The organism is Labrys neptuniae, assembly GCF_040797145.1.
In the GTDB taxonomy this organism is placed as follows: Bacteria; Pseudomonadota; Alphaproteobacteria; order Rhizobiales; family Labraceae; genus Labrys; species Labrys neptuniae.
In genome coordinates this window covers 1-23,105 of sequence record NZ_JBFNQD010000024.1, presented here as the reverse complement: position 1 = coordinate 23,105, position 23,105 = coordinate 1, and the positions used below count along the sequence as shown (strand labels likewise).

Annotated in this window: 17 protein-coding genes and 1 pseudogene; 16 read left to right on the top strand and 2 right to left on the bottom strand. The window is 64.5% G+C overall.

Annotated features, from left to right (window positions below; genetic code table 11):
* Nucleotides 1–71 precede the first annotated feature (71 nt).
* The 11 genes from ABXS05_RS32295 to ABXS05_RS32245 all read left to right on the top strand — a co-directional run bounded on the left by ABXS05_RS32295 (nt 72) and on the right by ABXS05_RS32245 (nt 15,591).
* The gene (locus ABXS05_RS32295; RefSeq protein WP_367626731.1) at nt 72–2,267 is read left to right on the top strand and encodes a glycosyltransferase; all 2,196 of its coding nucleotides are present in this window, start codon (nt 72–74) and stop codon (nt 2,265–2,267) included.
* Entirely contained in the window at nt 2,264–4,363 is a 2,100-nt protein-coding gene (locus tag ABXS05_RS32290) for a glycosyltransferase (protein ID WP_367626730.1), read from the top strand. Before ABXS05_RS32295 ends, ABXS05_RS32290 begins: the two co-directional genes overlap by 4 nt.
* A gap of 27 nt (nt 4,364–4,390) precedes the next feature.
* Nucleotides 4,391–6,259: a tetratricopeptide repeat protein gene (locus ABXS05_RS32285; RefSeq protein ID WP_367626729.1), complete on the top strand. Its 1,869-nt coding sequence runs from the start codon at nt 4,391–4,393 to the stop codon at nt 6,257–6,259.
* Between the two features lie 237 nt (nt 6,260–6,496).
* Complete coding sequence (locus ABXS05_RS32280; protein ID WP_311944586.1) at nt 6,497–7,780, top strand: nucleotide sugar dehydrogenase; 1,284 nt, start codon at nt 6,497–6,499, stop codon at nt 7,778–7,780.
* Nucleotides 7,781–7,986: 206 nt separating this feature from the next.
* Nucleotides 7,987–9,243 (top strand): ABC transporter permease, encoded by a 1,257-nt coding sequence (locus ABXS05_RS32275; protein WP_367626728.1) that lies wholly within the window; start codon nt 7,987–7,989, stop codon nt 9,241–9,243.
* A gap of 5 nt (nt 9,244–9,248) precedes the next feature.
* Nucleotides 9,249–9,953, top strand: coding sequence for a P-loop NTPase family protein (locus ABXS05_RS32270; protein WP_311944584.1), 705 nt, complete (start codon nt 9,249–9,251; stop codon nt 9,951–9,953).
* A 91-nt stretch (nt 9,954–10,044) separates the two neighbouring features.
* On the top strand, nt 10,045–11,109 hold the full coding sequence (locus ABXS05_RS32265) for a KpsE/RkpR family capsule polysaccharide export protein (RefSeq protein WP_311944583.1): 1,065 nt from the start codon (nt 10,045–10,047) through the stop codon (nt 11,107–11,109).
* Nucleotides 11,110–11,189: 80 nt separating this feature from the next.
* A complete protein-coding gene (locus ABXS05_RS32260) occupies nt 11,190–12,029 on the top strand; it encodes a hypothetical protein (RefSeq protein ID WP_311944582.1) in 840 nt (279 codons plus the stop codon).
* Nucleotides 12,030–12,176: 147 nt separating this feature from the next.
* The gene (locus ABXS05_RS32255; protein WP_311944581.1) at nt 12,177–13,178 is read left to right on the top strand and encodes an NAD-dependent epimerase/dehydratase family protein; all 1,002 of its coding nucleotides are present in this window, start codon (nt 12,177–12,179) and stop codon (nt 13,176–13,178) included.
* Nucleotides 13,179–13,333: 155 nt separating this feature from the next.
* Nucleotides 13,334–14,326 carry a tetratricopeptide repeat protein gene (locus ABXS05_RS32250; RefSeq protein WP_367626727.1) on the top strand — a complete coding sequence of 331 codons (993 nt, stop codon included), beginning with the start codon at nt 13,334–13,336 and terminating at the stop codon, nt 14,324–14,326.
* Between the two features lie 89 nt (nt 14,327–14,415).
* Nucleotides 14,416–15,591, top strand: coding sequence for an endo alpha-1,4 polygalactosaminidase (locus ABXS05_RS32245; RefSeq protein WP_311944579.1), 1,176 nt, complete (start codon nt 14,416–14,418; stop codon nt 15,589–15,591).
* Between the two features lie 152 nt (nt 15,592–15,743).
* Here the strand turns inward: ABXS05_RS32245 and glmU are convergent, their stop codons facing one another.
* Both glmU and ABXS05_RS32235 read right to left on the bottom strand, forming a co-directional pair.
* Complete coding sequence (gene glmU, locus ABXS05_RS32240) at nt 15,744–17,099, bottom strand: bifunctional UDP-N-acetylglucosamine diphosphorylase/glucosamine-1-phosphate N-acetyltransferase GlmU (protein ID WP_367626726.1); 1,356 nt, start codon at nt 17,097–17,099, stop codon at nt 15,744–15,746.
* 286 nt (nt 17,100–17,385) lie between these two features.
* The gene (locus tag ABXS05_RS32235) at nt 17,386–17,808 is read right to left on the bottom strand and encodes a lysozyme inhibitor LprI family protein (protein ID WP_367626725.1); all 423 of its coding nucleotides are present in this window, start codon (nt 17,806–17,808) and stop codon (nt 17,386–17,388) included.
* A 264-nt stretch (nt 17,809–18,072) separates the two neighbouring features.
* Between ABXS05_RS32235 and gcl the strand changes: the two genes are divergently transcribed.
* The 5 genes and pseudogenes from gcl to ABXS05_RS32210 all read left to right on the top strand — a co-directional run.
* Nucleotides 18,073–19,842 (top strand): glyoxylate carboligase, encoded by a 1,770-nt coding sequence (gene gcl / locus ABXS05_RS32230; RefSeq protein WP_367626724.1) that lies wholly within the window; start codon nt 18,073–18,075, stop codon nt 19,840–19,842.
* Nucleotides 19,843–19,940: 98 nt separating this feature from the next.
* Nucleotides 19,941–20,726: a hydroxypyruvate isomerase gene (gene hyi / locus ABXS05_RS32225; RefSeq protein WP_367626723.1), complete on the top strand. Its 786-nt coding sequence runs from the start codon at nt 19,941–19,943 to the stop codon at nt 20,724–20,726.
* Nucleotides 20,727–20,905: 179 nt separating this feature from the next.
* Nucleotides 20,906–21,796: a 2-hydroxy-3-oxopropionate reductase gene (glxR, locus tag ABXS05_RS32220; RefSeq protein ID WP_367626722.1), complete on the top strand. Its 891-nt coding sequence runs from the start codon at nt 20,906–20,908 to the stop codon at nt 21,794–21,796.
* 42 nt (nt 21,797–21,838) lie between these two features.
* On the top strand, nt 21,839–22,867 hold the full coding sequence (locus ABXS05_RS32215; RefSeq protein ID WP_367626721.1) for a 2-dehydropantoate 2-reductase: 1,029 nt from the start codon (nt 21,839–21,841) through the stop codon (nt 22,865–22,867).
* 35 nt (nt 22,868–22,902) lie between these two features.
* A pseudogene (locus ABXS05_RS32210) lies at nt 22,903–23,105 on the top strand (NAD(P)(+) transhydrogenase (Re/Si-specific) subunit alpha); the annotation flags it as partial.

Genomic DNA, 23,105 nt, shown 5'->3' with positions numbered 1-23,105 from the left:
TCCGAACGAAAAGTTGGAGCAAAGGCGCGTTCTCCCTGAACGCGCCTTGTTCTGAGGAGCCGGAGATCAAGGTGAGCAGAGTGACCGAAGCGCCGAAGCTGCATCGTAACGGCGATGTGCCGGCAGAACATGTAAGTTCCAGGACGACCTCCTTCGACGACAGCCAGCTCGAAGGGGCGGCAATTGCCATGGGCAGCGCCCTGCACGGTTCCGGTTCTCCCGCTCGCCATAAAGCCAAGCTTGCAGCCGTTTCAACGTTGCAGGCTTCTTCTTCCGACACCGAGCTCCAGGCCGCGCTCGACCGCGAGGCGGCCGCGACACGGCGCATCAGGGAACTCGAAGCCGAACTGGCCGAGCGTTCCCTGGCCGAGGACAATGTCGCCCTCACCACCCGGCTGCAGCAGCTGGAACGCGACCTCGACGTCTATCGCGAGGCCAAGCGCAGCGCGGAACTGGCCGTGCTCGACACGCGCAGCGTCTGGAAACACGCCGAGCAGCGCATCGCCAAGCTGCGTGAAGGCCATACATACCGGCTCGGCCAGGTGATGATGACCGGCTTTTCGAGCTGGCGCGATGGCATGCGCCTGCCGGCCCGCATCGCCGAATGGTATCGCGACTATCGTCATTCCCTCTCGCTGCCGGCCGATCTGGTGCCGACCGGTGCAGCCCCCGAATATCTGCAACTGTCCGAGATCGCCCTCGCCAAGGCGCAGAAGGACGGCCTGGCCGCAGCCGAGCGCTGGATCCACGACCAGCGCCCGCGTGGCAGCGTGCTGTCGCGCGTGCTGCTCGACCTGGCCAAGCAGGCCAGAACCGCCGATCCGGCCGCGGCCGTCGCGCTCGCCAAGGCCGCCGCCGAGGCCGACCCGAACGAGGGACGGATCAAGCTCCTGGCCTTCACGCTCATGGATACCGGCTCGATCGACGAGGCCAGTGCCATTCTCCAGGAAGCCCTGCGCGCCGGCGCTGCCCTCAATGCGACGGAAACGCGCCGCTATGAAGAGCTGATGGCGCTCGAACGGTTCAAGGGCCAGGGCATTCGCCTGCCCAAGCCCGTATCACGCAAGGCACAGGGCACGCGTCTCAATATCCTGCTCTATGTGCCGCAATCCCTGCCCTATCACTGGTCTGCCACCAGCATGCGCACGCATGCCCTGGCCCAGGATCTGACGAGCCTTGGCTGTTCGGTGCGGGTGGTGACCCAGCCCGGCTATCCCGTCCGCAACACTGGCGCCTCACGCAAATCCGGCCCCGACATGGTGGATGGCATCGCCTATCACCGCATGGCGCCGATAGAGGCCGCTCCGGCCATCATCGATCAATATGCCCGCGAGGCCGGCGTGGCGCTCGGACGGATCGCCAGGACACTGGAAGCCGACGTCATCATGGTATCCGGTGAGCTGGAGGCGGCTTATCCCGCCGCCATCGCCACCCGCATGACGGGCACCGATCTCGTTCTCGATTGCCAGCGCCTGGCATCGACGGCCGATGCCGCGCCCGCCAACGACCGCGAAGCGCTCTTTCGACAGGCGGACGACGTCCTAGTGGCGGAGGCGAGCCTGATGCTGGCCCGCTGGCCCGGCGCCACGGAGGCCCTCTCAGCCCGGGGCGTGCCGGCCGAAAAGCTCCTGTTGCTGGGCGAGAATGCACCCGCCTTCAAGCACGACGAGAAGACTCCCGCCTGGCGCAGCGACCCGGCCCTCAAGGACCGGCTGGTCCTTGGCTATGTCGGCGATCCCTATGACGACCTCGACCTGGACGGCATCGCCGATGCCTTCGACAAGCTCGTGGGCCATGGGATCGACGCCGGGCTGGCGGTTTTCGGCGTGGGTTCGCGCTTCCTCAAGCTGCATGAGCGCCTGAGCCATATGGGCCATGGCGAGCGCGTGCTCTTCCCCGGCCGTCCCAAGGTCGGCTCCATCGCCGAGGCCTACAAGGCGATCGACATCTTCGTTACGCCCGCCCTGGCGGGTGTGGCCCGGAGCGAACGGACCCGGTTCGACCTCGTCGATGCCCTCATGCATGGCAAGACCATCGTGGCGTCCGACGGCCCGGTGGCCCGCGCCATCCTGGGCAATGCCGCGGTCTGGATCGAGGACGGCGAGGACGGCCTGGCCGAAACGCTGCGCCGGCTCGCCGGTGACGCTTCGCTGCGCCATGCGCAGCAGGACAAGAGCGCGAGCCGGGCTGAGGAGTGGCGTGCCTTGTCATCGGCAAACGCGCTGGTCGAACGGCTCCGCAAGGCCCGGGCGGTTCCCTCGTCATGATGGCCTTCCGCACCCAGCCTGCCGTGCAGCCGGTGGATGACGCCGGCGCAAGCGGCGCCACGTCGGCACCGGTAGCCCACGAGATCTCGGCACGCGACATCGTTTCGGCCGCGGTGGCCAACGGCCTGCGCGCGGGCAATGGCGTGCAGCGCGTGACCACAGCCGAAGTCAACCGGGCCCGCGACATCTCCAACGCAATGCGCCGGCTGCCCGAACTCACCGAGGCCCTCGACAAGCTGCTTCCCTATGTGATCAAGCATCCGCGCGAGGAGCGCTTCCAGGCCCTGGTCGCCCGGGCGCTCGAACGCGTGCAGGACCCGCGTGCCCTCCTGGTCTGGCGCGGCATCGACGAGCGCTTCCCGACCTCGCGCGAAGCCTTCTTCCGCGTGCTGCGCTGGACCATCCGCATCGACGGGGTCGATGCCGGCAGGACACTTCACAGCGAGCGCTTCCCCGAAGAGCCGGAAGATCCCTCGCAGCTGCTGATCTATGGCCGCGGCCTGATCGAATTGAAGGATTTCGACGGCGCCGAGGCCGCCTTCGGCCAGCTCGTCGAAATGGACAACACACCCGAATCCGTGCTGGTCGCGCTCGGACGCCTCTATGTCTCGCTGGGACAGCCGATGCGGGCGCGCGAGATCATCGAGTTCGCACGCGACAAGTTCGGCGAGACCAAGCACATCGCCCAGACGCAGGCGCGGATCGAACAGGACCTGCGCAGCCTCAGCGAACTCGTGCCCGATCACGCCGACAGCGACGACCATTTGCCCAATCTGGTGATCGAGCGCGTGTTCGAGATGGCCATCGCCCAGCGGGCGGCGACCGCGGACTTCGAGCCGCGCCGCTTCGTCGGGCCGGTGGTGCTGATCAATGGCAGCCTGGGATCGGGCGGGGCCGAACGCCAGTTCACCAACACGGCGCTCGGCCTGAACCGGGCGATCCACTCGGCCAGCCCGATCGCCGATACCGACATCATGGGCCCCATCCATGTGGTCTGCAGCTCGCTGCATTCGCGTGCCGGTGCCGATTTCTTCGTGCCGCAATTCGTGGAAGCGGGCCTGCAGATCCATGAATATTCGTTGTTTGCCGAATATGGCGGACGCCCGCGCTATTCCCGCGTCAAGGAGCTGATCGGCTTCCTCGACCACCTTCCGACGCAGATGCGGACGGGCGTGGTCCGCCTTACCGACGCACTGAACTATATCCGCCCCGACATCGTGCATATCTGGCAGGACGGCTCGGTCCTCGCCACCGGCCTCGCCGCCCTGCTGGCCGGCGTGCCGCGCATCCTGCTCGGCGTGCGCACGCTGCCGCCGGAAGATCGCTTCGAACGCAACAAGCCTGAATATGAGGCGGTCTATCGCTCGCTGCTCTCGGCACGGGGCGTTGCCATCGTGGCGAATTCCCAGGCCGCCGGCGAGCGCTACGAAGCCTGGCTCAAACTGCCGCGCGGCTCGGTGCGCATCATTCCCAACGGGCTCGATCCCCTGAGCACGGCAACCGACGAGAAGACCCTGGCCCTGACCCAAAAGCTTGAGAGCTTCGAGGTCAAGGCCGGCTTCACCGTCGGCTCGGTCATGCGATTTGACGACAACAAGCGCCCGCTGCTCTGGCTGGAGACCGCCGCGAGCCTCGCCGCCCGCGTGCCCGATGCCCGCTTCATCCTGGTGGGTGACGGCCCCCTGCTCGGCAAAGCGACCGCCTATGCCGAGGAATTGGGCATCGCCGATCGCGTGCTGTTCACCGGCCGCTCCCCCCGCGTCGGCCATTGGCTGTCGCATATGGACGTCTTCCTGCTGTTGTCGCGCCATGAAGGCCTGCCCAACGTGCTGATCGAAGCGCAGTTCAGCGGGGTTCCGGTCGTGACCACGCCGGCAGGTGGCGCGGCCGAAACGCTGATGCCGAGAGTGAGCGGCACCGTGTTGCCTTCGATCGACAATCTGCAACCGGATGCCATCGCCGGCGAAGTGCTGGCCTGGCGCCGCGACCATCAGGACCGCGCGGAACTCGCCGCCAATGTGGCGAAATGGTCCCGCGAACGCTTTTCCATGCGCCGCATGCTGGAACTGACCGTCGATGCCTATCTCGACCGCTAATCCGCGAGGCGACAACGCATGAAGCGAATGACCGAACAAGATACCAAGGCTGCGGATGCCAGGCAGGCGATCGACGATGTCCTCGCTTTGGCCGGTGACGGCCGGATGCAGGACGCTCTCGCCTTGCTGACGCCGCCCGTGGCCGCCATTCCGCGCAACCGCAACCAGGTCCGCCGCCTGGTCGTCGCCCCCGCCATGCGCGCCGGTGAACTCGACACCGCCCGCCTCTTCCTGGAACGCCTGGTCGAGGCCAATCCCTCTTCCAGCGACGACCTCCTCACGCTTGGCAGCGTGATGATGCGTGCCGGCCGCCGCGACGCAGGCCAGGCGCATATCGAACGGGCCGGAGAACTCGACCCCGACAATCTCGCCATCGCGGCGGTGCGGCTGCAGGCCCTGGTCCAGGCGACCGATTTCGACGCCGCCCGCGACTTCGCACGCCGCTATGCCGACCGCAGCCCGGACCATGCACGGCTGGCTCAGCTCTGCCTGATCGCTCTAGCGCGAGCGGGTGATCTCGATACAAGTCTCGTCATCGTCGAGCGCTTGCAGGACCAGCCCGACCTTACCGCCGACCTCGCCCTCGAAGTCGCCCAGGTCCTGCAACTGGCGGGGCGCCACGAAGAGGCGCTGGCCATCGGCCGCAAGGCGCTGGAACAGGGCGGGGAGTCGCCCAGGCTGCACCTCGTCGTCGCCAATGCGATGCTGTCACTCGGCGGGGAAGACGCGGAGATCCTCGAGCACCTGCGCCAGGCACGCGACAAGGCCGCCAAGGACGTGCTTCTCCTGCGCACCCTCGGCGAGACCCTGCTCAGGCTGCGCCAGAATGAAGAGGCTGTCGACGTCCTCAGGCAGGCGAGCGCGCTGGCGCCGGATCTGCGCAATCTCAAGATGCTGCTGGCACGCGCGCTGCGGCTGGCACGCCACTATGACGAGGCGGCCACGCTGCTGCGCAAGCTGGCACAGGAAGACCCCCATTCGCCGGCCTTGCAGCGCTACACCATCTCGACGCTGCTGCAGGCGGGTCTGGAGGATGAAGCCCAGGGACACTATGCCGATCTGGTCGTCCGCAAACGCGCCTATCTCCAGGGTTCCTTCACCGATGCGCTCGCCCGCCTCGACCAGAACCTGGCCAGTGCGCCCATCCCCAAAGGCAGGCTCGACTTCGCCTGGTCGCTCGCCAGCCGGCTTGCCGGCAGCGAGCCTGCGGACCGCAACGCTTGGGACGACCGGGTGCGCTGGGGTTGCCTGGCCGACCTCTTGCTCCTCGACTGGCTCGAATGCGCTCCCGAGCGGGTGGGCGAAGTGGCTGAAATGCTCGACGGTATCGATGCCGCCGTAGCCGGCCTCCGCAACGGCTTGGACAAGGGCAAGGGTGCTCTGCTGATCAGCCCGCACATGGGACCGATGTATGCCGGGCCCCTGGCGCTGCACATGGCCGGCATTCCAATGAAATGGCTCGCATCCGCCCCCAAGATCGCCTCCTTCCCGCATGTCGGCTCCCTGATCTCCACCAGCGAGCATTCGGAACTGGAGGTGACGCGCGAGGTGATGACTTCCCTGCGCCACGGCAATGCGGTCATCATCGCCATCGACGGCGCGATGAGCCCCGCGGCCCCACGCGTCGGCTGGGAGGGGCGGCGGGTAACCTATTCTCCGTTCGCCGCCGGGCTGTGCTACCGCCTTGGCGTTCCGAGCTTCATCACCATCCCCTATTGGCAGGACCGCCGCGTGAAATTCCACGTCGAGGCCATGCCCGCCAAGCAGGAGGGCCAGGAATTCCCCGCTTTCGCCCAAGCCTATCAGGACGCCTTCTTCCGGGAAGTCGAACGGCAGATCCTGCGCGGCCCCGAAAACCTCCGGCTCAGCGGCGGCATCTGGCGGGGGATCCGCTGATGGCTCCGCCCCTCACACATAACCAGTCATCCCCCATCGAACCTCGCAGGCCTGCTTGTGAGCGCAAGAGGAATGGGATGACGAGACCTCCATCCACGAAGGAACTCCATCCCTTTTTCGAAACCTGTCCGCCTCCCGCAGGAGGACGGTGACCTACGGACGATCTGCCGTTCCAGGCGATCGACCCACGCAACAGCCCCCAGGGCGTCGCAATGACAAACCGCAAGGAGTTATGTCTTGAGTCAGAAACGCAAGATCGCAGTCATCGGGCTGGGTTATGTCGGCCTGCCGGTCGCGGTAGCCTTTGCCAAGCATGGCTATGACACGATCGGCTTCGACATCGATCAGACCCGCGTCAAGGAACTACAGTCCGGCGAGGATCGCACCCGCGAAATCTCCAGCGAAGAGCTGAAGGCAACGCCGCCGATCTTCTCCTTCAATCCGGCCGATCTCAACAAAGCCGATTTCTTCATCGTCACCGTGCCGACCCCTGTCGACAGCGCCAACCAGCCCGATCTCGGCGCCCTGCGCGCCGCCTCGCGCACCGTCGGCGGCGCTCTCAAGCGCGGCGACATCGTCGTCTATGAATCCACCGTCTATCCCGGCGCGACCGAGGAAGAATGCGTGCCTGTGCTGGAAAAGGCCTCGGGTCTCACCAGCGGCGTCGACTTCACCGTCGGCTACTCCCCCGAGCGCATCAATCCGGGCGACAAGGAACACACCTTCACCAAGATCAAGAAGGTGGTGTCCGGCCAGGACGAGGAGACCCGCGGTATCGTCGCCGACGTCTATGGGTCGGTCATCACCGCCGGTGTGCATGTCGCTCCCACCATCAAGGTGGCCGAGGCCGCCAAGGTGATCGAGAATGCCCAGCGCGACATCAACATCGCCTTCATGAACGAGCTGTCGCACATCTTCCAGCTCCTCGACGTCGATACCAGCGACGTACTCGAAGCGGCCTCCACCAAGTGGAACTTCCTGCCCTTCAAGCCGGGCCTGGTCGGCGGCCATTGCATCGGCGTCGACCCCTATTACCTGACCTACCGGTCGGAGAAGGCGGGCTACCATCCCCAGGTCATCCTGTCGGGCCGGCGCATCAACGACTCCGTCGGCGAGCGCATCGCCCGCGAATGCGTGCGCCTGCTGCTGCAGGAGGGCCGTAAGGTCGAGAACGTGCTGCAGCTCGGCCTGACCTTCAAGGAAGACGTGCCGGATCTGCGCAACTCCAAGGCGGCGAGCATCCTCAAGGAGCTCAACCGTTTCGGCATCCAGACCGCAGTGCACGATCCCTGGGCCTCCAATGAGGAAGCGCTGCACGAATATGGTGTCGAGCTTTCCGAACTGGACGAGGTCGAACCGGCAGACGCCATCATCCTGGCCGTTCCCCACAAGGAATATGCCGCCAAGGGTTGGCCGCTGATCAAGTCGCGCCTGCGCAACGGCACGGGCGTGGTCATGGACGTCAAGGGCGTACTCGATCGCGCGACCGCGCCGGAGGGTGTCACAGTCTGGCGGCTGTGACCTCGCACTCTTGAACGCTCAACGCATCATAGGCGCTTCGGCGCAATGCCTGTCCCGCTTCCGCGGGGCAGGCATGGGCTCTGGCATCCCCTTGCGTCGACCCGGAGTGAGGATGAGGCCTTACGCCCATTGCGTTGCCGGGCAGCACGCAGCCCGTTACTTCCCCAGCCGTCACCGGCCCATGGCAGACAGAAGGATCATGGCCGATGACGTCAGCTGAAGTCCTCCAACAAGATTGGGACGGATATCTCATCCTGCTGCGCCACGCGCTGCGCGATCTGCCTGACAACAATGTCAAGACGCGGCGAGCCGTCTACAATCATGCTGAAAAGACCCAAAAGCAGATCTTCGACGAAGATGAGAGCGAGACCGATGCAGAGGATCTCGACTATCATCATCGTCTATTGAGAACGACGATCCGGATCCTCGAAAACGACATCCGTGCCGACATCGACGTCTTCGCCGACAACTATGCGCCGCCGGATCTGCGCGAGGCCGCCAACAAGCTGGCCGAAGCGCGCGATCTCAGGCGCTCCCGCAAGCGCAACGCCGCAGCCAGGGAGGCACGGCTTGTCGATGGCGGGGTGCAGGAAGACTATCTCAGCCGTGCCAGCCGACAGGACCTGGAGCTGATCGCCCATCTCAGCAACGGGCTGTTCCTGGCCGATCCTGCCCGCGGGAAGAACGGCCGCGGCACCCGGGTTGCCGGTGCGATCGGCGTGGTGCGCGCCATTCTCATCGTCCAGTTCCAGCTCATCGCCTCCGAAAGTCGCTTCGGCATTCTCTGGATGCTGATTCAGCCGGCCGTGTTGCTGACGCTGATCTCGCTGATCTATTTCATTCTTCAGACGCAGTTCATCATGAACATGGACGTGCCGACCTTCGCCCTGCTCGGAAGCACGACTTGGATCATGTGTCGCCAGGTGATCTTCCGTGTCAGCACGGCAGTCGCGCATAACCGCGTCTTCATTAATCTGCCTCCTGTCCGGCCGATCCATCAGGCGCTCGCCTTTGCGATCCAATATCTGATCATCTACGCCGTGGTCTTCATGATCCTGCTGACCTGCGGAAGGATGGTCAACATGATCACCCTTCCCGCCGACGTGCCGAAGGTGGTCAGCTATGTCGTTGCGATGTGGTCGTATGGCCTGGCGATCGGTCTCATCTTCGGCAGCATTGCCGTGCACTGGCCGTTCTTCCTGCGCCTGGCTTCGGTGCTCGAACGCGGCCTGCAGCTGTTCTCATCGGTGTTCTTCGTGACCGAGCAGCTGCCCGAGGAATATCGCGCCTACGTGCTGTGGTCCCCGACCGCCCATGGCATGCAGCTTCTGCGTGCCGCCTATTTCCCGGGCTACGCCTCCTCGGACGCCAACCCGACCTATTTCTTTCTGTGTCTGATCGCTGTGTTGGGCGTCGGCCTCCTGGCCGAAAAGCACGCACGGCCTCGCATTCAACCGGTGTGAGGACCATGATCGCTCTCGAACATGTCGTGGATACGCCCATGGTGGGGGGAACGCCCTATCCCATAGCGCTCGACATCACCATGACGCTGCCGATCCGGCGCTACGCCGTCGTCTCGCCGGATCCGATCGCGCGCAAACCCGCCATCGACCTGTTCGCCGGCCTGCGCCCTCCAAGCAGCGGTCGTGTCGTCCGAGGGGGCAGTTGTTCCTGGCCCATCGGACGAGCAGGCTTTGTCCGTGGTAAATTGAGCGGGAGACAAATTGTAGCCTTAATCTCCCGTTTGTATCATCTTGACTATAGATTCTGTATATACCTCGTCGAGTCGATGTTGACTCTGCCGGAATATCTCGACGAGTTCGTAGAGCATTGGCCGGCCACAGCGCGGCAGGAATTTGGGTATATTTTGCCGCTCCTGCCGACATTTGACATCTACGTCGTCGACGGCACGTTCCCCTATCGGAAAGATCGCTTCACCTTGTTGTGGAGAGCCCTTTTCGAGCAGCGTATTGACGGTCGCACGCTTCTCCTGTCGACCGTCCGCAAATCCGAAGTCGATGAGTTCTGTGACACCGCCCTCATCCTCAATCAGGGTCTGATCGAAATAGAGAGCCAACTTGACGAAGTCCTCCGCAAATTCCCTCTCCGTCCCGACATCAACGACACTGGACGAGGTCAACCCGAGCCCCTTGTCGACGATCAATTCGCTTAAAGGCGAGATCGCTCCGGAAGAGAGTGCGGCGTTTCTGCGCTACCAGCACAAGGTAAGGCGCCGGAGGCGGCGTTTTTCCTTGATCGGACTGATGCTTGCTTTGCTGCCATTGGCGCTGACGGCATTCTATGTCTTCGTTGTCGCCACGCCGCTCTATACGGCGGAGTCGCGGTTCGCGATCCGAGGCGGCGATGTCCAGCAGCCGGTCGGCGTCGGTGGCCTGCTCTCGTCCGGCTCGTCCGGCATGGGTGTCAGCGGCTTCGTCGATGGCTACGCCGTGCGCGACTTCCTGCAGTCGCGCGAAGCGATGGACGGGCTCGCCAAGAAGATCGACCTCACCAAGATGCTCACCGAGCATCCGGCCGATCCGCTGGTGAGCCTGCCGGACAATCCGTCGCCGGACGAGCTGTATCGGGCCTATAAGTCGCTGGTCACGGTGCGCTACAACATGATCGAGCAGATCGTCGTCCTGCAGGTCGAGGCCTTCACCCCGGAGGACTCCGTCAAGATCTCCAATGCGTTGATCGATCTGTCCGACACCTTCGCCAACAAGATGAACCAGCGCGCCCTCGACGACGCCCTCAAGGTCGCGCAGGAGGAAGTCAGCCGCAGCGAACAGCGTTCGGCGGCGGCTCGCCTCGAAGTGGCGAACTGGCGTAACCGGAATGCCAATGTCGATCCGACGGGTGACCTGACCGTGCTGACCAATCTGATCGGACAGCTCGAAGCCCAGCTGGCGGCTGCCCAGACCGATCTCGGCCAGATCAAGGCGACGCAGGGCGACAATCCGCGGCGCAAGAGCGTGGAGACCCGGATCGTCACTCTCCGCAAGGAAATCGACGATACCCGCCAGCGGCTGGGTGGCGGCAGCGAAACGGTGGCCAAGCAGCTTTCCAGCTATGAAAGCCTGAAGATCGCGCAGGACTTCGCCGACACCAACCTGGCTTCCGCACGCCAGTCTTTGGACCAGGCGCGCGTGGCGATCCTGCGCCAGCAGCGCTATGTCTCGCCGATCGCCCAGCCCAAGGCCGATTACACGCCTACCTATCCCCAGAAGCTGACCGCTCTCGGCTCCGCCCTGCTGGTGGGGCTGGCCCTGGCCTTTCTCGCTTCGGTGACCGGCGGCCTGATCCGCAACGCGATCTCGGGCCGGTGAGGTTTGGCGATGAAGCTTGGCTCCGGCTGTTCAACTCTCCAATTCTCCCGCTATCCCATTCATGCAAGGAGTGACGCGCGATGAAGGTATTCGTTCTGGGTTCCTGCCGTCTGCACAGGCCGATGGAAGAGATCGCCGCCACCGGGCGCTGCAGCCACTATGACGGCGGTTCACGCGCCTATCTGCACTCGGTCGGCGAGGCCGTGCAGCGTCTGCGCTGGATGCGCGGCGAATGCCAGATCCCCGACGGTATGGCGCCCTATGTCTTCTCGACGGAGCGCGTGCCCAGGCTTTCCGCCAATGCCCAGAAGGAACAGGCCAAGGCCGATTTCCTCCTTGTCGAGGTCGCTTCCGAGAAGGAGTTGATCTGCGACGGCATCTATCTCCAGCTCAACTATCTCCACCGCCATTTGCTCAGCCCGCTGGGCGAAGGAGGCAAATTGTGGTGGAAGGAGATGCTGCAAAAACGCTGCATCTCGGCCGAAACCGCCAAGAAGGTCATCGCCTCAGAACAGTTCGCCGAGGCGGGTTTCGGGGAGGCCGACGCCCGGATCCTGCGCAACGCCCGCTGCGAACTTGCCGACGAGGATGCCTTGCGCCAGGGCCTGATCGAGCTCAAGCAGCTGTGGGGCAAGCCGATGGCTGCGGTATCTCATGTCGGCCTGCCGCTGCAGGACGGGCGGGTGCTGCAGAGCCGTGAAACCTTCATCGCCCGGGTGAAGAAGATCGGGGCGGAACTCGGCATTCCGGTCTTCGAGCCGCGCGGCGTGATCGAGGCCGTCGGCCGCACGCGTGCCCTCGAACGCCAGGGCGCCGATCTCGATCACTACGACCCGGGCTTCGAACAAATGTATGGCTGGTATCTGCTCAACCGCGTGATCAAGCCGAACGCTTCCGTCATTCCCGACCTGGCGGCCTGACGGCCCGCCGCGTCGGTTTTATCCACCTCGGAGCAAAGCGCGTTTTGGTGCAACCGCCGCTCTGCTCCAGCTCTTTATCGTGACGCGTCTTTGCGATTCTTGGCGATACCGCCAAATCGCAAAACGCTATGAAAGGACTGACCCTTTATGCGCTTTCTGATTACCGGCACGGCTGGCTTCATCGGCTTCCATCTCGCCCGCCGCCTGTTGGCCGACGGCCACTTCGTGGCAGGCGTGGACGGCATGACGCCGTATTACGACGTCACGCTGAAGCAGGCCCGGCACGCCATGCTCGGCAAGACCAATGCGTTCCGCGAACACATCCTGATGCTGGAGGATTTCGGTGCGCTCGAGCAGGTCGTCGCCGACGAGAAGCCCGATGTCATCATCCATCTCGCCGCCCAGGCGGGCGTGCGCTACAGCCTGGAAAATCCGCGCGCCTATGTCGATGCCAACCTGGTCGGCACCTTCAACGTGATGGAGTTGGCCCGGGCTCATTCCGTCGGCCATTTCCTGTTCGCCTCGACGAGTTCGGTCTACGGCGCCAACAAGGACATGCCCTTCAACGAGCGCGAGCGCACCGATCATCCGCTCACGCTCTACGCGGCGACCAAGAAGGCCACCGAGGACATGGCGCATTCCTATGCGCATCTGTGGAAGATCCCGACCACGGCCTTCCGCTTCTTCACGGTCTACGGCCCCTGGGGCCGGCCCGACATGGCCCTGTTCAAATTCGTCAAGGCGACGCTGGCTGGCGAGCCGATCGACGTCTACGGCCATGGCAAGATGCAGCGCGACTTCACCTATGTCGAAGATCTGGTCGAATCCATCGCGCGCCTCACCAAGGTGCCGCCCGTGGAGGGCCAGCCGGTCAGCGACATCGATTCCCTGTCGCCGGCCGGGCCCTATCGCGTCGTCAATATCGGCGGCGGCCAGCCGGTCGGCCTGCTCGACTATGTCGATGCCGTCGAAAAATGCCTGGGCATGCCGGTGAAGCGGAACTTCCTCGACATGCAGAAGGGCGATGTTCCCGCGACCTTCGCGGCCGCGGATCTCTTGGAGCAGCTCATCGACTACAAGCCGACGACGACGATCGATGTCGGCGTCAAGAACTTTGTCGAATGGTACCGCTCCTACTACCGGGTCTGAGTTGAGCTCGGACTTGCAAGACACCCCCCGGCCGGCTCGCCGCGAAGGAATTTCGCGACGGGCCGAAAGCCAGATCCACCTCCCCCGACTGGGGCAAACGCCGAGTTGTCAAGATGACCCTAGCCTCTCCAGCGGAGTCGCATACGCGCGCAAGCGTGGCACTCTTCAAGCTTGAACGCTTCGCCGAAGCTGCCGAGGAAGCACGGACCGCCCTGGCGATCACGCCCGACGACAATATTGCCCTGCGTACCCTGGCGCGCAGCACTTTGAGCCTGGGCGATATCGAGGGCACCATCGCGGCCCTCACCGATCTCCTGCCTTCTTCGGTCAACGAGGCCGTTGCCGGCATTCGCGCCCTGCTGCGCCATGGCGAGGTACAGGCGGCGGCGCGCGTCTCGGCGGTGGCACCCGCCAGGATCGAATCCTGCGATTCCGAAGTGCTGCCGCGCATCGTCACCCTGCTCCGCCAGCAGGCACTGCGAAAGCAGAACCCGGCACCGGAGCGGATGGCAGCCTTCGAAATGGCGCTCGCCCTTGCTCCGGACAATGCCGCCCTTCGCATCGATTTCCTGAGGCTGCTGGCCTCGGCAGGCGAAGCCGGAGCCTTTGCCCACAATGCCAAACTGGTTACCGATGCAACGGCCCTCGCCGATGCTTCGGCCACCCTTGCCCGCGATGTCGGCAATCGCGCCAGGCAGGCCTTCCGCGACCAGCGCTGGCAGGAAGCCCATGAATGGCTGCAGGCCGGCGGCCGGCTCGGCCTCGAACAGGCAGCGGGCGATCTTGCCGAACGCATCAAGGCGCGCCGGCTCGCCGAAGCCCGCAAGGTGCTGGTCGCCAAGGAGCCGGACAGCCAGGAGCACACCGCCGCCCTGCTCGCGGATTATCCGGAGGACGGCGCCGCCCGCAGCCTGCATGCACGTGCCCTGATTGCCAACCGTCACTATGCACAGGCCAAGACGCTGCTGCAGGCGGTCTCCGCGCAGGGCGCTGCCACCGCCGACGACTATGTCCAGCTTGCACGTGCCTGCCGGGCCAGCCAGGACATCGAGAACGCCATCGGCGCCTGCTTCGATGCCCTCGCGTTGCGCCACGAGGATCCGACTGCGCTGGTCCTCCTCGGACATCTCCTGCCGGGCCGGGAATAAACGACGGCCTCCGGCTCCGCTGGAGGCTGTTTCACCCTGCGGGCGAGGTCGAGAGGCCGCGCATGCGCATATAGATCAACGGAAGAGCCATGCTGCAAAAACATGTGAGTTTCGGCATTGCCGTCACCGCCTCCCTCCTGGTTGGGACCGCAGCCCTGGGGCAACAAAGCGTGGCGCATCCGGAGACCGTGGACCGCATCCCGCGCGCCCAGATCTTCAACGGTCGCATGAAGTCGCCCGCCAACCTGCCCAATGTCGGCTTCGTCTGGGGCTCCAAGACACCCCTGCGCTCGAACAAGGTGATCGACAGCTTCTACTACCCCAACCAGCGCGATCTCAACCGCGCCCATACGGCGGAATGGTACAAGGCCAATCATCCCAGCTGGATCACCTATCAGTGTGATCAGCAGACGCCCTCCTTCGGCTACACCTATTCCTGGGGTGCCTATGCGCCGCTGGACACCAGCAATCCCGAGGTGCGCCAATATCTCTTGAAGACCTATATCGAGCCGGCCTTGGCCAAGGGTTATCATTCCATTGCCTTCGACAATGTCGCCCTGCCCAACACTGACAAGCGCTGCGGTGTCTGGCGCGACGGCAAATGGGTGCAGCTTTTCAGCGGGCAGTCACGGGATCCGGCTCATACCGCCCAGAAGCTCGATTATATCGGCTGGCTCGCCAAGGAAATCCATCAACGCGGCGGCCTGATCGCACTGAATGCCAAGATCGACCCCAAGCAGCCCGACGAGACCAAGGCCCTGATCAATCTCGCCGATATCTGGGTCGATGAAGGCGGCTTCAGCGACAGCTGCCGGCGCCGCATCACCGACGACGCCTGGCGTCTCAAGCGTGAGTTGATCCAGCAGCGCAAGGATCGGGCCTATGTCTCGATCAACTACACTTGCACGAACGGCTCCGCTCCCCCCGACAACGCCGAGTTGTCCTGGATCGTCGCCAGCTTCCTGGTGAACCGCAACAATCGCAGCTATCTCGCCGTACTGCCGCAGAAGGACACCGGGCGCTGGGTCGAATATCCCAATCTCGATCCGCCTGTCGGGCCTCCCACCGGCGCTTCCCAGCTTCAGGGCACAACCGCCTGGCGCAACTACCAGCGCGGCTATGCTGCCGTGAACTTCTCGGACCGGGAATCGGCCACGATCCAGCCGCCCGCCGGCAGCTGGCGCGATCTGTCCGGCCAAGCGGTCAACGGTCCGATCGAACTCAAGCCGCGATCCGGCGTGGTGCTGCTCCGGGCGGAAGGTTGATCGCAGCAGCGCCGGCCGATACGGGACGTTCGACATGAAAATAGCCGGCTTTCAGCCGGCTATTTTCATTGATTTTCTGCAGACAGGATCAAACGGACCATTGTCTCCCGGGGAGCCCGGACGGCTCGCCCGCGCTCCCCGGAGCTTTTTCTTCAGCCCTTGGTCTTGGCCTCCTTTTCCGCCTTCTTCTTGGCGCGATAGGTCTTGGCCCAGCCATCGATCCCGACCTGTCGGCCACGGGCCACCGCCAGGGCATCGGCGGGCACATCCCGGGTGATCACCGAGCCGGCGCCGATATTGGCGTTATCCCCGATCGTCACGGGTGCCACCAGGGCCGAGTTGGAGCCGACGAACACGCCCGCGCCGATGTCGGTGCGATGCTTGAGATAGCCGTCATAATTACAGGTGATGGTGCCCGCACCGATATTGGCCTCGGCCCCCACCCTGGCATCGCCGATATAGCTGAGATGGCTGATCTTGGCGCCCTTCTCGACGCTTGCCGCCTTGACCTCGACGAAATTGCCGATCTTGACCTCTTCGGCGAGGTCGGCGCCCGGCCGCAGCCGGGCAAAGGGGCCGACCGAAGCGCCACTGCCGACATGCGCGCCCTCCAGATGGGAGAAGGCATGGATCACCGCGCCGCTCTCGATAGTCACGCCCGGGCCGAACCAGCAATTGGGCTCGATCATCACGTCATTGCCGATGCGGGTGTCATGGGAGAGGAACACGGTTTCGGGCGCAGTCATGGTCACGCCTTCGCGCATGGCATGCGCGCGCAGACGCGATTGCATCACGGCCTCCGCCGCGGCCAGTTGCAGGCGATCGTTCACGCCCTGCACCTCCTCCTCGGCGATCGGGCGGGCGACGGCCCGGAGCCCTCGCCGATGCGCGATCTCCGCTGCGTCGGTGAGATAATATTCGCCCTTGGCATTGTCGTTGCCGATGGCTTCGAGCAGGGCAAGGCCATGCTCGCCGCTGAGGGCCATCAGGCCGCCATTGCAAAAGCCGACAGCCTTCTGCTGAGGCGTGGCATCCTTTTCCTCCACGATGGCGGTGAGCGCATCGCCTTCGACGATCAGCCTGCCATAGCCGGTAGGATCGGCCGCATGGAAACCGAGCACGGCGACGCTGGCGCCATCCGCCAAGGCTGCCTTGAGCGTCTCGATCGACTGCGGACGCACCAGCGGCGTGTCGGCATAGAGCACGATGATGTCCTTGCCATCAGCCAGGGCCTCCTTCGCCGCCAGCACGGCGTGACCCGTGCCCTTGCGCTCGACCTGGGTGAACACGGCGCAGCCGGGCAGTTCTTTCTGGGCGACCTTGGCGACATCCTCCCGGCCGGGGCCGACGACGACGGCCGCGTCGGTGATGCCGGCCTGCTTCACGCTCGCCAGGACATGGGCCAGCATGGAACGGCCGGCGATGGCATGAAGCACCTTCGGCAGTGACGATTTCATGCGGGTGCCTTCACCTGCGGCGAGGATGACGGCTAGGGTCGGTCGAGACATATCATGATCCGTATATGTTGCGATAAGTTGCCCGCGCTCTGCGAGATGTTCGGTATCAGTTGAACGAACGACAGTTTCAGTGTCAGAGCGGCAGGGTTACGTCATTGACGGGAACACTCCTGTCCTTTCATCATGACGTTTGTGTGATTCTTCGATCGAATCCTGAGGCTTTATAAAGTTCCAGCCATCGGCGATCAACGCAGGCCTGCTCAGGGAGAGCGACGGCAGAAAGCCTATCGACGAGGATCGTGTCAGAAATGCAATCGGGCGAAGGTACGGCGGATGATTAATTCGCGGCCGGAACCGAGCAGCTCAGATCGCCCTCCTCGCAGTTGAGATAGGTCTTGAAAGTCTTGATGCGATCCTTGGTCAGGCCATCGCGGCACTGCGTCACCGCCAACGGATAGAGGGTGCCACCGGTGACACCGGCACTTGAAAAATTGCATTCGGCGTCGCGAAAGGTGACCCAGGCTCTTTGCGCCGCGACCAGCAATTTCGTTTTATCCGCATCACCGTTCAGGCGTTTCTGGATCTGCCTGTAGAGGGTGTTGAGCTCACCATCGGACGCCTTCAGCGATGTGCTTGCACATTGATTCAAGGCAGCCTCGTCACTGGCATTGGCGCAGTTCGCGGCCGCGAGGGCCGACCCTGCCGTGGAGAGGAGCGCAAGTCCTACCACAGTGGTTCGCATCAGGTCGGATAGCCGCATGGCCGTTCTCCTTGAAATGACAGGGTGATCGTGAAGATACGCCAGCTTCTCATAGATTACGGCTGGAGGCATCGGACCGGTACGACGGTAGCGCCGTTCATCAACAGAAAGGGTCTTTTCGCTTCGCCGAACTGGCGGATTCGGGAGCAATTTGCGCCAATCCGCCGCGGCCGGCGCAAAGGCCAGGTTGCATAAAGCAGTTGACACGCCTCCAAATGCTGGCATCTTGTATACCAGAAAAATCAGAAACAGGGCGGAACCTCCATGACCAGAATGCGAGCAATCGACGCCGCCGTCAGGGTGCTGGAACGCGAGGGCGTGGTGTGCGCCTTCGGCGTGCCGGGCGCTGCGATCAACCCGCTCTATTCGGCCATGAAGGCACGCGGCTCGATCAACCATTACCTTGCCCGCCATGTCGAAGGTGCCTCACATATGGCCGAGGGCTACACCCGGGCCAGGGCCGGCAATATCGGCGTCTGCATCGGCACCTCCGGCCCGGCTGGCACCGACATGATCACCGGCCTCTATTCGGCGGCGGCCGATTCCATTCCGATCCTGTGCATCACCGGCCAGGCGCCGCGCGCCCGCCTCTACAAGGAAGATTTCCAGGCCGTCGACATCGAGGCCATCGCCAAGCCCGTCACCAAATGGGCCGTCACCGTGCGTGAGCCGGCTCTGGTGCCGCGCGTGTTCCAGCAGGCCTTCCACCTGATGCGCTCGGGCCGCCCCGGCCCTGTGCTGATCGACCTGCCCCTCGACGTGCAGACGGCCGAGATCGAGTTCGACGACGAGAGCTATGCCCCGCTCCCCGTCTACAAGCCGGTGGCGACGCGGCTCCAGGCCGAGAAGGCCATCGCGCTCCTGCAGACGGCCGAGCGCCCACTGATCGTGGCAGGCGGCGGCATCATCAATGCCGATGCCGCCGACAAGCTCGTCGCTTTCGCCGAGCTGACCGGCGTGCCTGTCATCCCGACCCTGATGGGCTGGGGCACCATTCCCGACGACCATCCTCTGATGGCCGGCATGGTCGGCCTGCAGACCAGCCATCGCTACGGCAATGCCACGCTGCTCGCCTCCGATTTCGTCTTCGGCATCGGCAATCGCTGGGCCAACCGCCACACCGGTTCGGTGGAGGTCTACACCAAGGGCCGCAAATTCGTGCATGTCGACATCGAGCCGACCCAGATCGGCCGGGTCTTCAACCCGGATCTCGGCATCGTCTCCGATGCAGGCGCTGCCCTCGATCTCTTCCTTGACGTGGCCCGTGACCTACAGGCGCAGGGCAGGCTCAAGGACCGCTCGGCCTGGGCCGACGAATGCCGCGGGCGCAAGAGCAGCCTGCATCGACGCAGCCATTTCGACAATGTGCCGCTGAAGCCCCAGCGCGTCTATGAGGAGATGAACACCGCCTTCGGCCGGGATGTCTGCTACGTCTCGACCATCGGCCTGTCGCAGATCGCCGGCGCCCAGTTCCTGCGCGTGCACCACCCGCGCCACTGGATCAATTGCGGCCAGGCCGGCCCGCTCGGCTGGACCATTCCCGCCGCGCTCGGCGTACGTGCCGCCGATCCCGACAGGGAGATCGTGGCCCTGTCCGGCGACTACGACTTCCAGTTCCTGATCGAGGAACTGGCCGTCGGCGCCCAGTTCAAGCTGCCCTATATCCATGTCGTGGTGAACAACGCCTATCTCGGCCTGATCCGCCAGGCCCAGCGCGGCTTCGACATGGATTTCCAGGTCCAGCTCTCCTTCGAGAACATCAATGCGCCGGACCTCGAAAGCTATGGCGTCGACCACGTCGCCGTCGCCGAAGGGCTCGGCTGCAAGGCGATCCGGGTCCGCAGTCCCAACGAGTTCGGCCAGGCCTTCGAGAAGGCCCGCGAATGGATGCGCGAGCATCGAGTGCCCGTCGTGGTCGAGTTCATCCTGGAGCGTGTCACCAACATCGCCATGGGCCCGGAGATCGATGCGGTGACCGAGTTCGAGGACATCCTCGACCTGCCCATCCGGTCGGAAGCCGTCGCGGCCGAATAGCCGGCTATCGCTTCATCCCACGCCCACGTCCCTGCCGAGGAAACCGTTCCTCGATCGGACAGCCTCGTCCTCAATTCGCCTGAACCGGGAAGCCAGCCATGCCCCGATTTGCCGCCAACCTCACCATGCTGTTCAACGAAGTGCCGTTCATGGAGCGCTTCGCGGCAGCCGCCCGCCACGGCTTTTCGGGCGTGGAATATCTGTTCCCCTATCCCTTCGCGGCGGCCGACCTGGCTGCGGCGCTGAAGGAGCACAAGCTCACCCAGGTCCTGCACAATCTGCCGGCCGGCGACTGGGCGGGCGGGGAGCGCGGCATCGCCGTGCTCCCCGATCGCAAGGCCGAATTCCGCGAGGGCGTCGCCCAGGCGATCAGCTATGCCAAGGGGCTCGACTGCAAGCTGGTCAACTGCCTGGCCGGCATCGCGCCCGCTTCCGTCGATGCGGGGCAGGCAAGGACCACCTTGGTCGAGAACATCGGCTATGCCGCCGGGGAGCTCAAGAAGGCCGGCATCCGCCTGGTGATCGAGGCGATCAATACGCGCGACATTCCCGGCTTCTTCCTGACCAACACAAGCCAGGCCGCCGAGATCATCGCCGAGACGGGCTCGGACAATATCGGCCTGCAATACGACATCTACCACATGCAGATCATGGAAGGGGACCTCGCCCGCACCATCGAGAAATACCTGCCGCAGATCTGGCATGTGCAGCTGGCCGACAATCCCGGCCGCAACGAGCCGGGCACCGGCGAGATCAACTATCCCTTCCTCTATCAGTGGCTCGACCAGCTCGGCTATGCCGGCTGGATCGGCTGCGAATACAAGCCCAAGGGCGAGACGGAAGCGGGTTTGGGTTGGCTGAAGGCGGCGGGTGCCGCTCGCTGAGTTGAATGAACTCCCTTCTCCCCTTGCGGGAGAAGGTCCCGGCAGGGGGATGAGGGGTCTCTCCAACTTGCCAGAACGAAGTGCCTCCACCCCTCATCCGGCGCTTCGCGCCACCTTCTCCCGCAAGGGGAGAAGGGAAGGCCCCAGCGTTTCGACCTTAACCATATAGGACTCTCACCATGAATATCGGCTTTGTCGGACTGGGCATCATGGGTTCCCCGATGGCGGGGCATCTGATCGCGGCCGGCCACACCGTCTACCTGACCACACTCGGCCCGGTTCCGGCCGAGCTCACCGCCGCCGGCGGCAAGGCCGAAGCGAGCGCCGCCGATGTCGCCCGCAAGGCCGACATCATCATCACCATGGTACCGGATACCCCGGACGTGGAGACGGTGCTGTTTGGCAAGAACGGTGTCGCCGAGGGCCTTTCCGCCGGCAAGCTCGTCATCGACATGAGCTCGATCTCGCCTGTCGAGACCAAGAAATTCGCCAAGCGCATCAACGAGCTCGGCTGCGACTATCTCGACGCGCCGGTCTCTGGCGGCGAGGTCGGCGCCAAGGCGGCCTCCCTCACCATCATGGTCGGTGGCCCCGAGGCCGCTTTCGAGCGCGCCAGGCCGCTGTTCGAGACAATGGGCAAGAACATCACTTTGGTCGGCGGCAATGGCGACGGCCAGACCACCAAGGTCGCCAACCAGATCATCGTCGCCCTCACCATCGAGGCCGTCGGCGAAGCCCTGCTGTTCGCCTCCAAGGCGGGCGCCGACCCGGCCAAGGTGCGCCAAGCGCTGATGGGCGGCTTTGCCGCCTCCCGCATCCTGGAAGTGCATGGTGATCGCATGGTCAAGCGCACTTTCGATCCGGGCTTCCGCATCGCCCTGCACCAGAAGGACCTCAATCTGGCGCTGGACGGGGCCCGCACGCTGGGCATCGCCTTGCCCAATACGGCGACGGCGCAGGAACTCTTCAACACTTGCGCCTCCCATGGCGGCAGGGATTGGGACCATTCCGCCATGGTGCGAGCCCTCGAACTCATGGCCAACCACGCCGTCACCACCACGACCAGCTGAAACCAAGACCCGCAAGGCGGGCTGCAGAAGGGGAGCGACATCATGAAGATCTGCATCTATGGCGCCGGCGCGATCGGCGGCTACATGGCGGTGATGCTGCAACGTGCAGGCGCCGAAGTCTCGGTCATCGCACGCGGGGACCATCTCAAGGCCATGCAGGCCCGCGGCCTCAAGCTGCTCGTCGACGGGCAGGAACTGACGGCCTCGCTCACGGCAACGCAGAACCCAGCCGATCTGGGACCGCAGGATTATGTGATCGTCGCCCTCAAGGCGCACCAGGCCTGGGAATCGGCGGAGGCATTCAAGCCGCTGCTCGGCCGCGACACCGCCGTGGTCACCGCCCAGAACGGCGTGCCCTGGTGGTATTTCTACGGCCTGCCCGCGCCTCATGGCGACACCCGCCTCGCCAGCGTCGATCCGGGCAACCGGCAGTGGCAGGCCATCGGCCCCGAGCGCATAATCGGCTGCACGGTCTATCCGGCCACCGAGATCACCGAGCCCGGCGTGGTCAGGCACATCTACGGCAACCAGTTCGGCCTCGGCGAGCCCAACCGCACGGAGAGCCTGCGCGTCGCCAGGCTCGCCGAAGCGATGACGGCCGGCGGCCTGAAGCCCCGCCTCTACGAGGATATTCGCGACGACATCTGGCTGAAGCTCTGGGGCAATCTGTGCTTCAACCCGATCTCCGCCCTCACCCATGCTACGCTCGACGTGATCGCGACCGAGCCGGGCACGCGGGCGCTGGCGCGCGCCATGATGGTGGAGGCCGAGCAGATCGGCCTCAAGTTCGGGGCGCGCTTCAGGGTCGGGGTCGACCGGCGCATCGACGGCGCGGCCGGTGTCGGCGCCCATCGCACCTCGATGCTGCAGGATCTCGACAAGGGACGGGCACTGGAGATCGACGCCCTGCTCACCTCGGTGCAGGAAATGGGGCGCATCGCCGAGATCGAGACGCCGCATATCGATGCCGTGCTCGCTTTGGTCCAGCAGATGGCGCGGGTTCGGGGGCTCTACCCCACTTTCCCGCAGGAGGCGGCGCCGGCTCCGCTGCGCGCCGTCGGCCAGGCCTGACTCATGAAAGCTGATCTGTCGGAGCGGACATCATCATGAAGATCGGTATTCCCTCGGAAACGGAGCCCGGCGAGCCCCGGGTTGGAGCGACGCCCGACACGGTGAAGAAGCTGCTTGCGCTTGGCGCGGCGGTTCGGGTCGCGAGCGGGGCGGGCCTGGCCTCCGGGATCACGGACGAGGACTATGCGGCGGCGGGGGCGACGATAGCGCCCTCCAATGCCGAAGCGCTGGAAGGGGC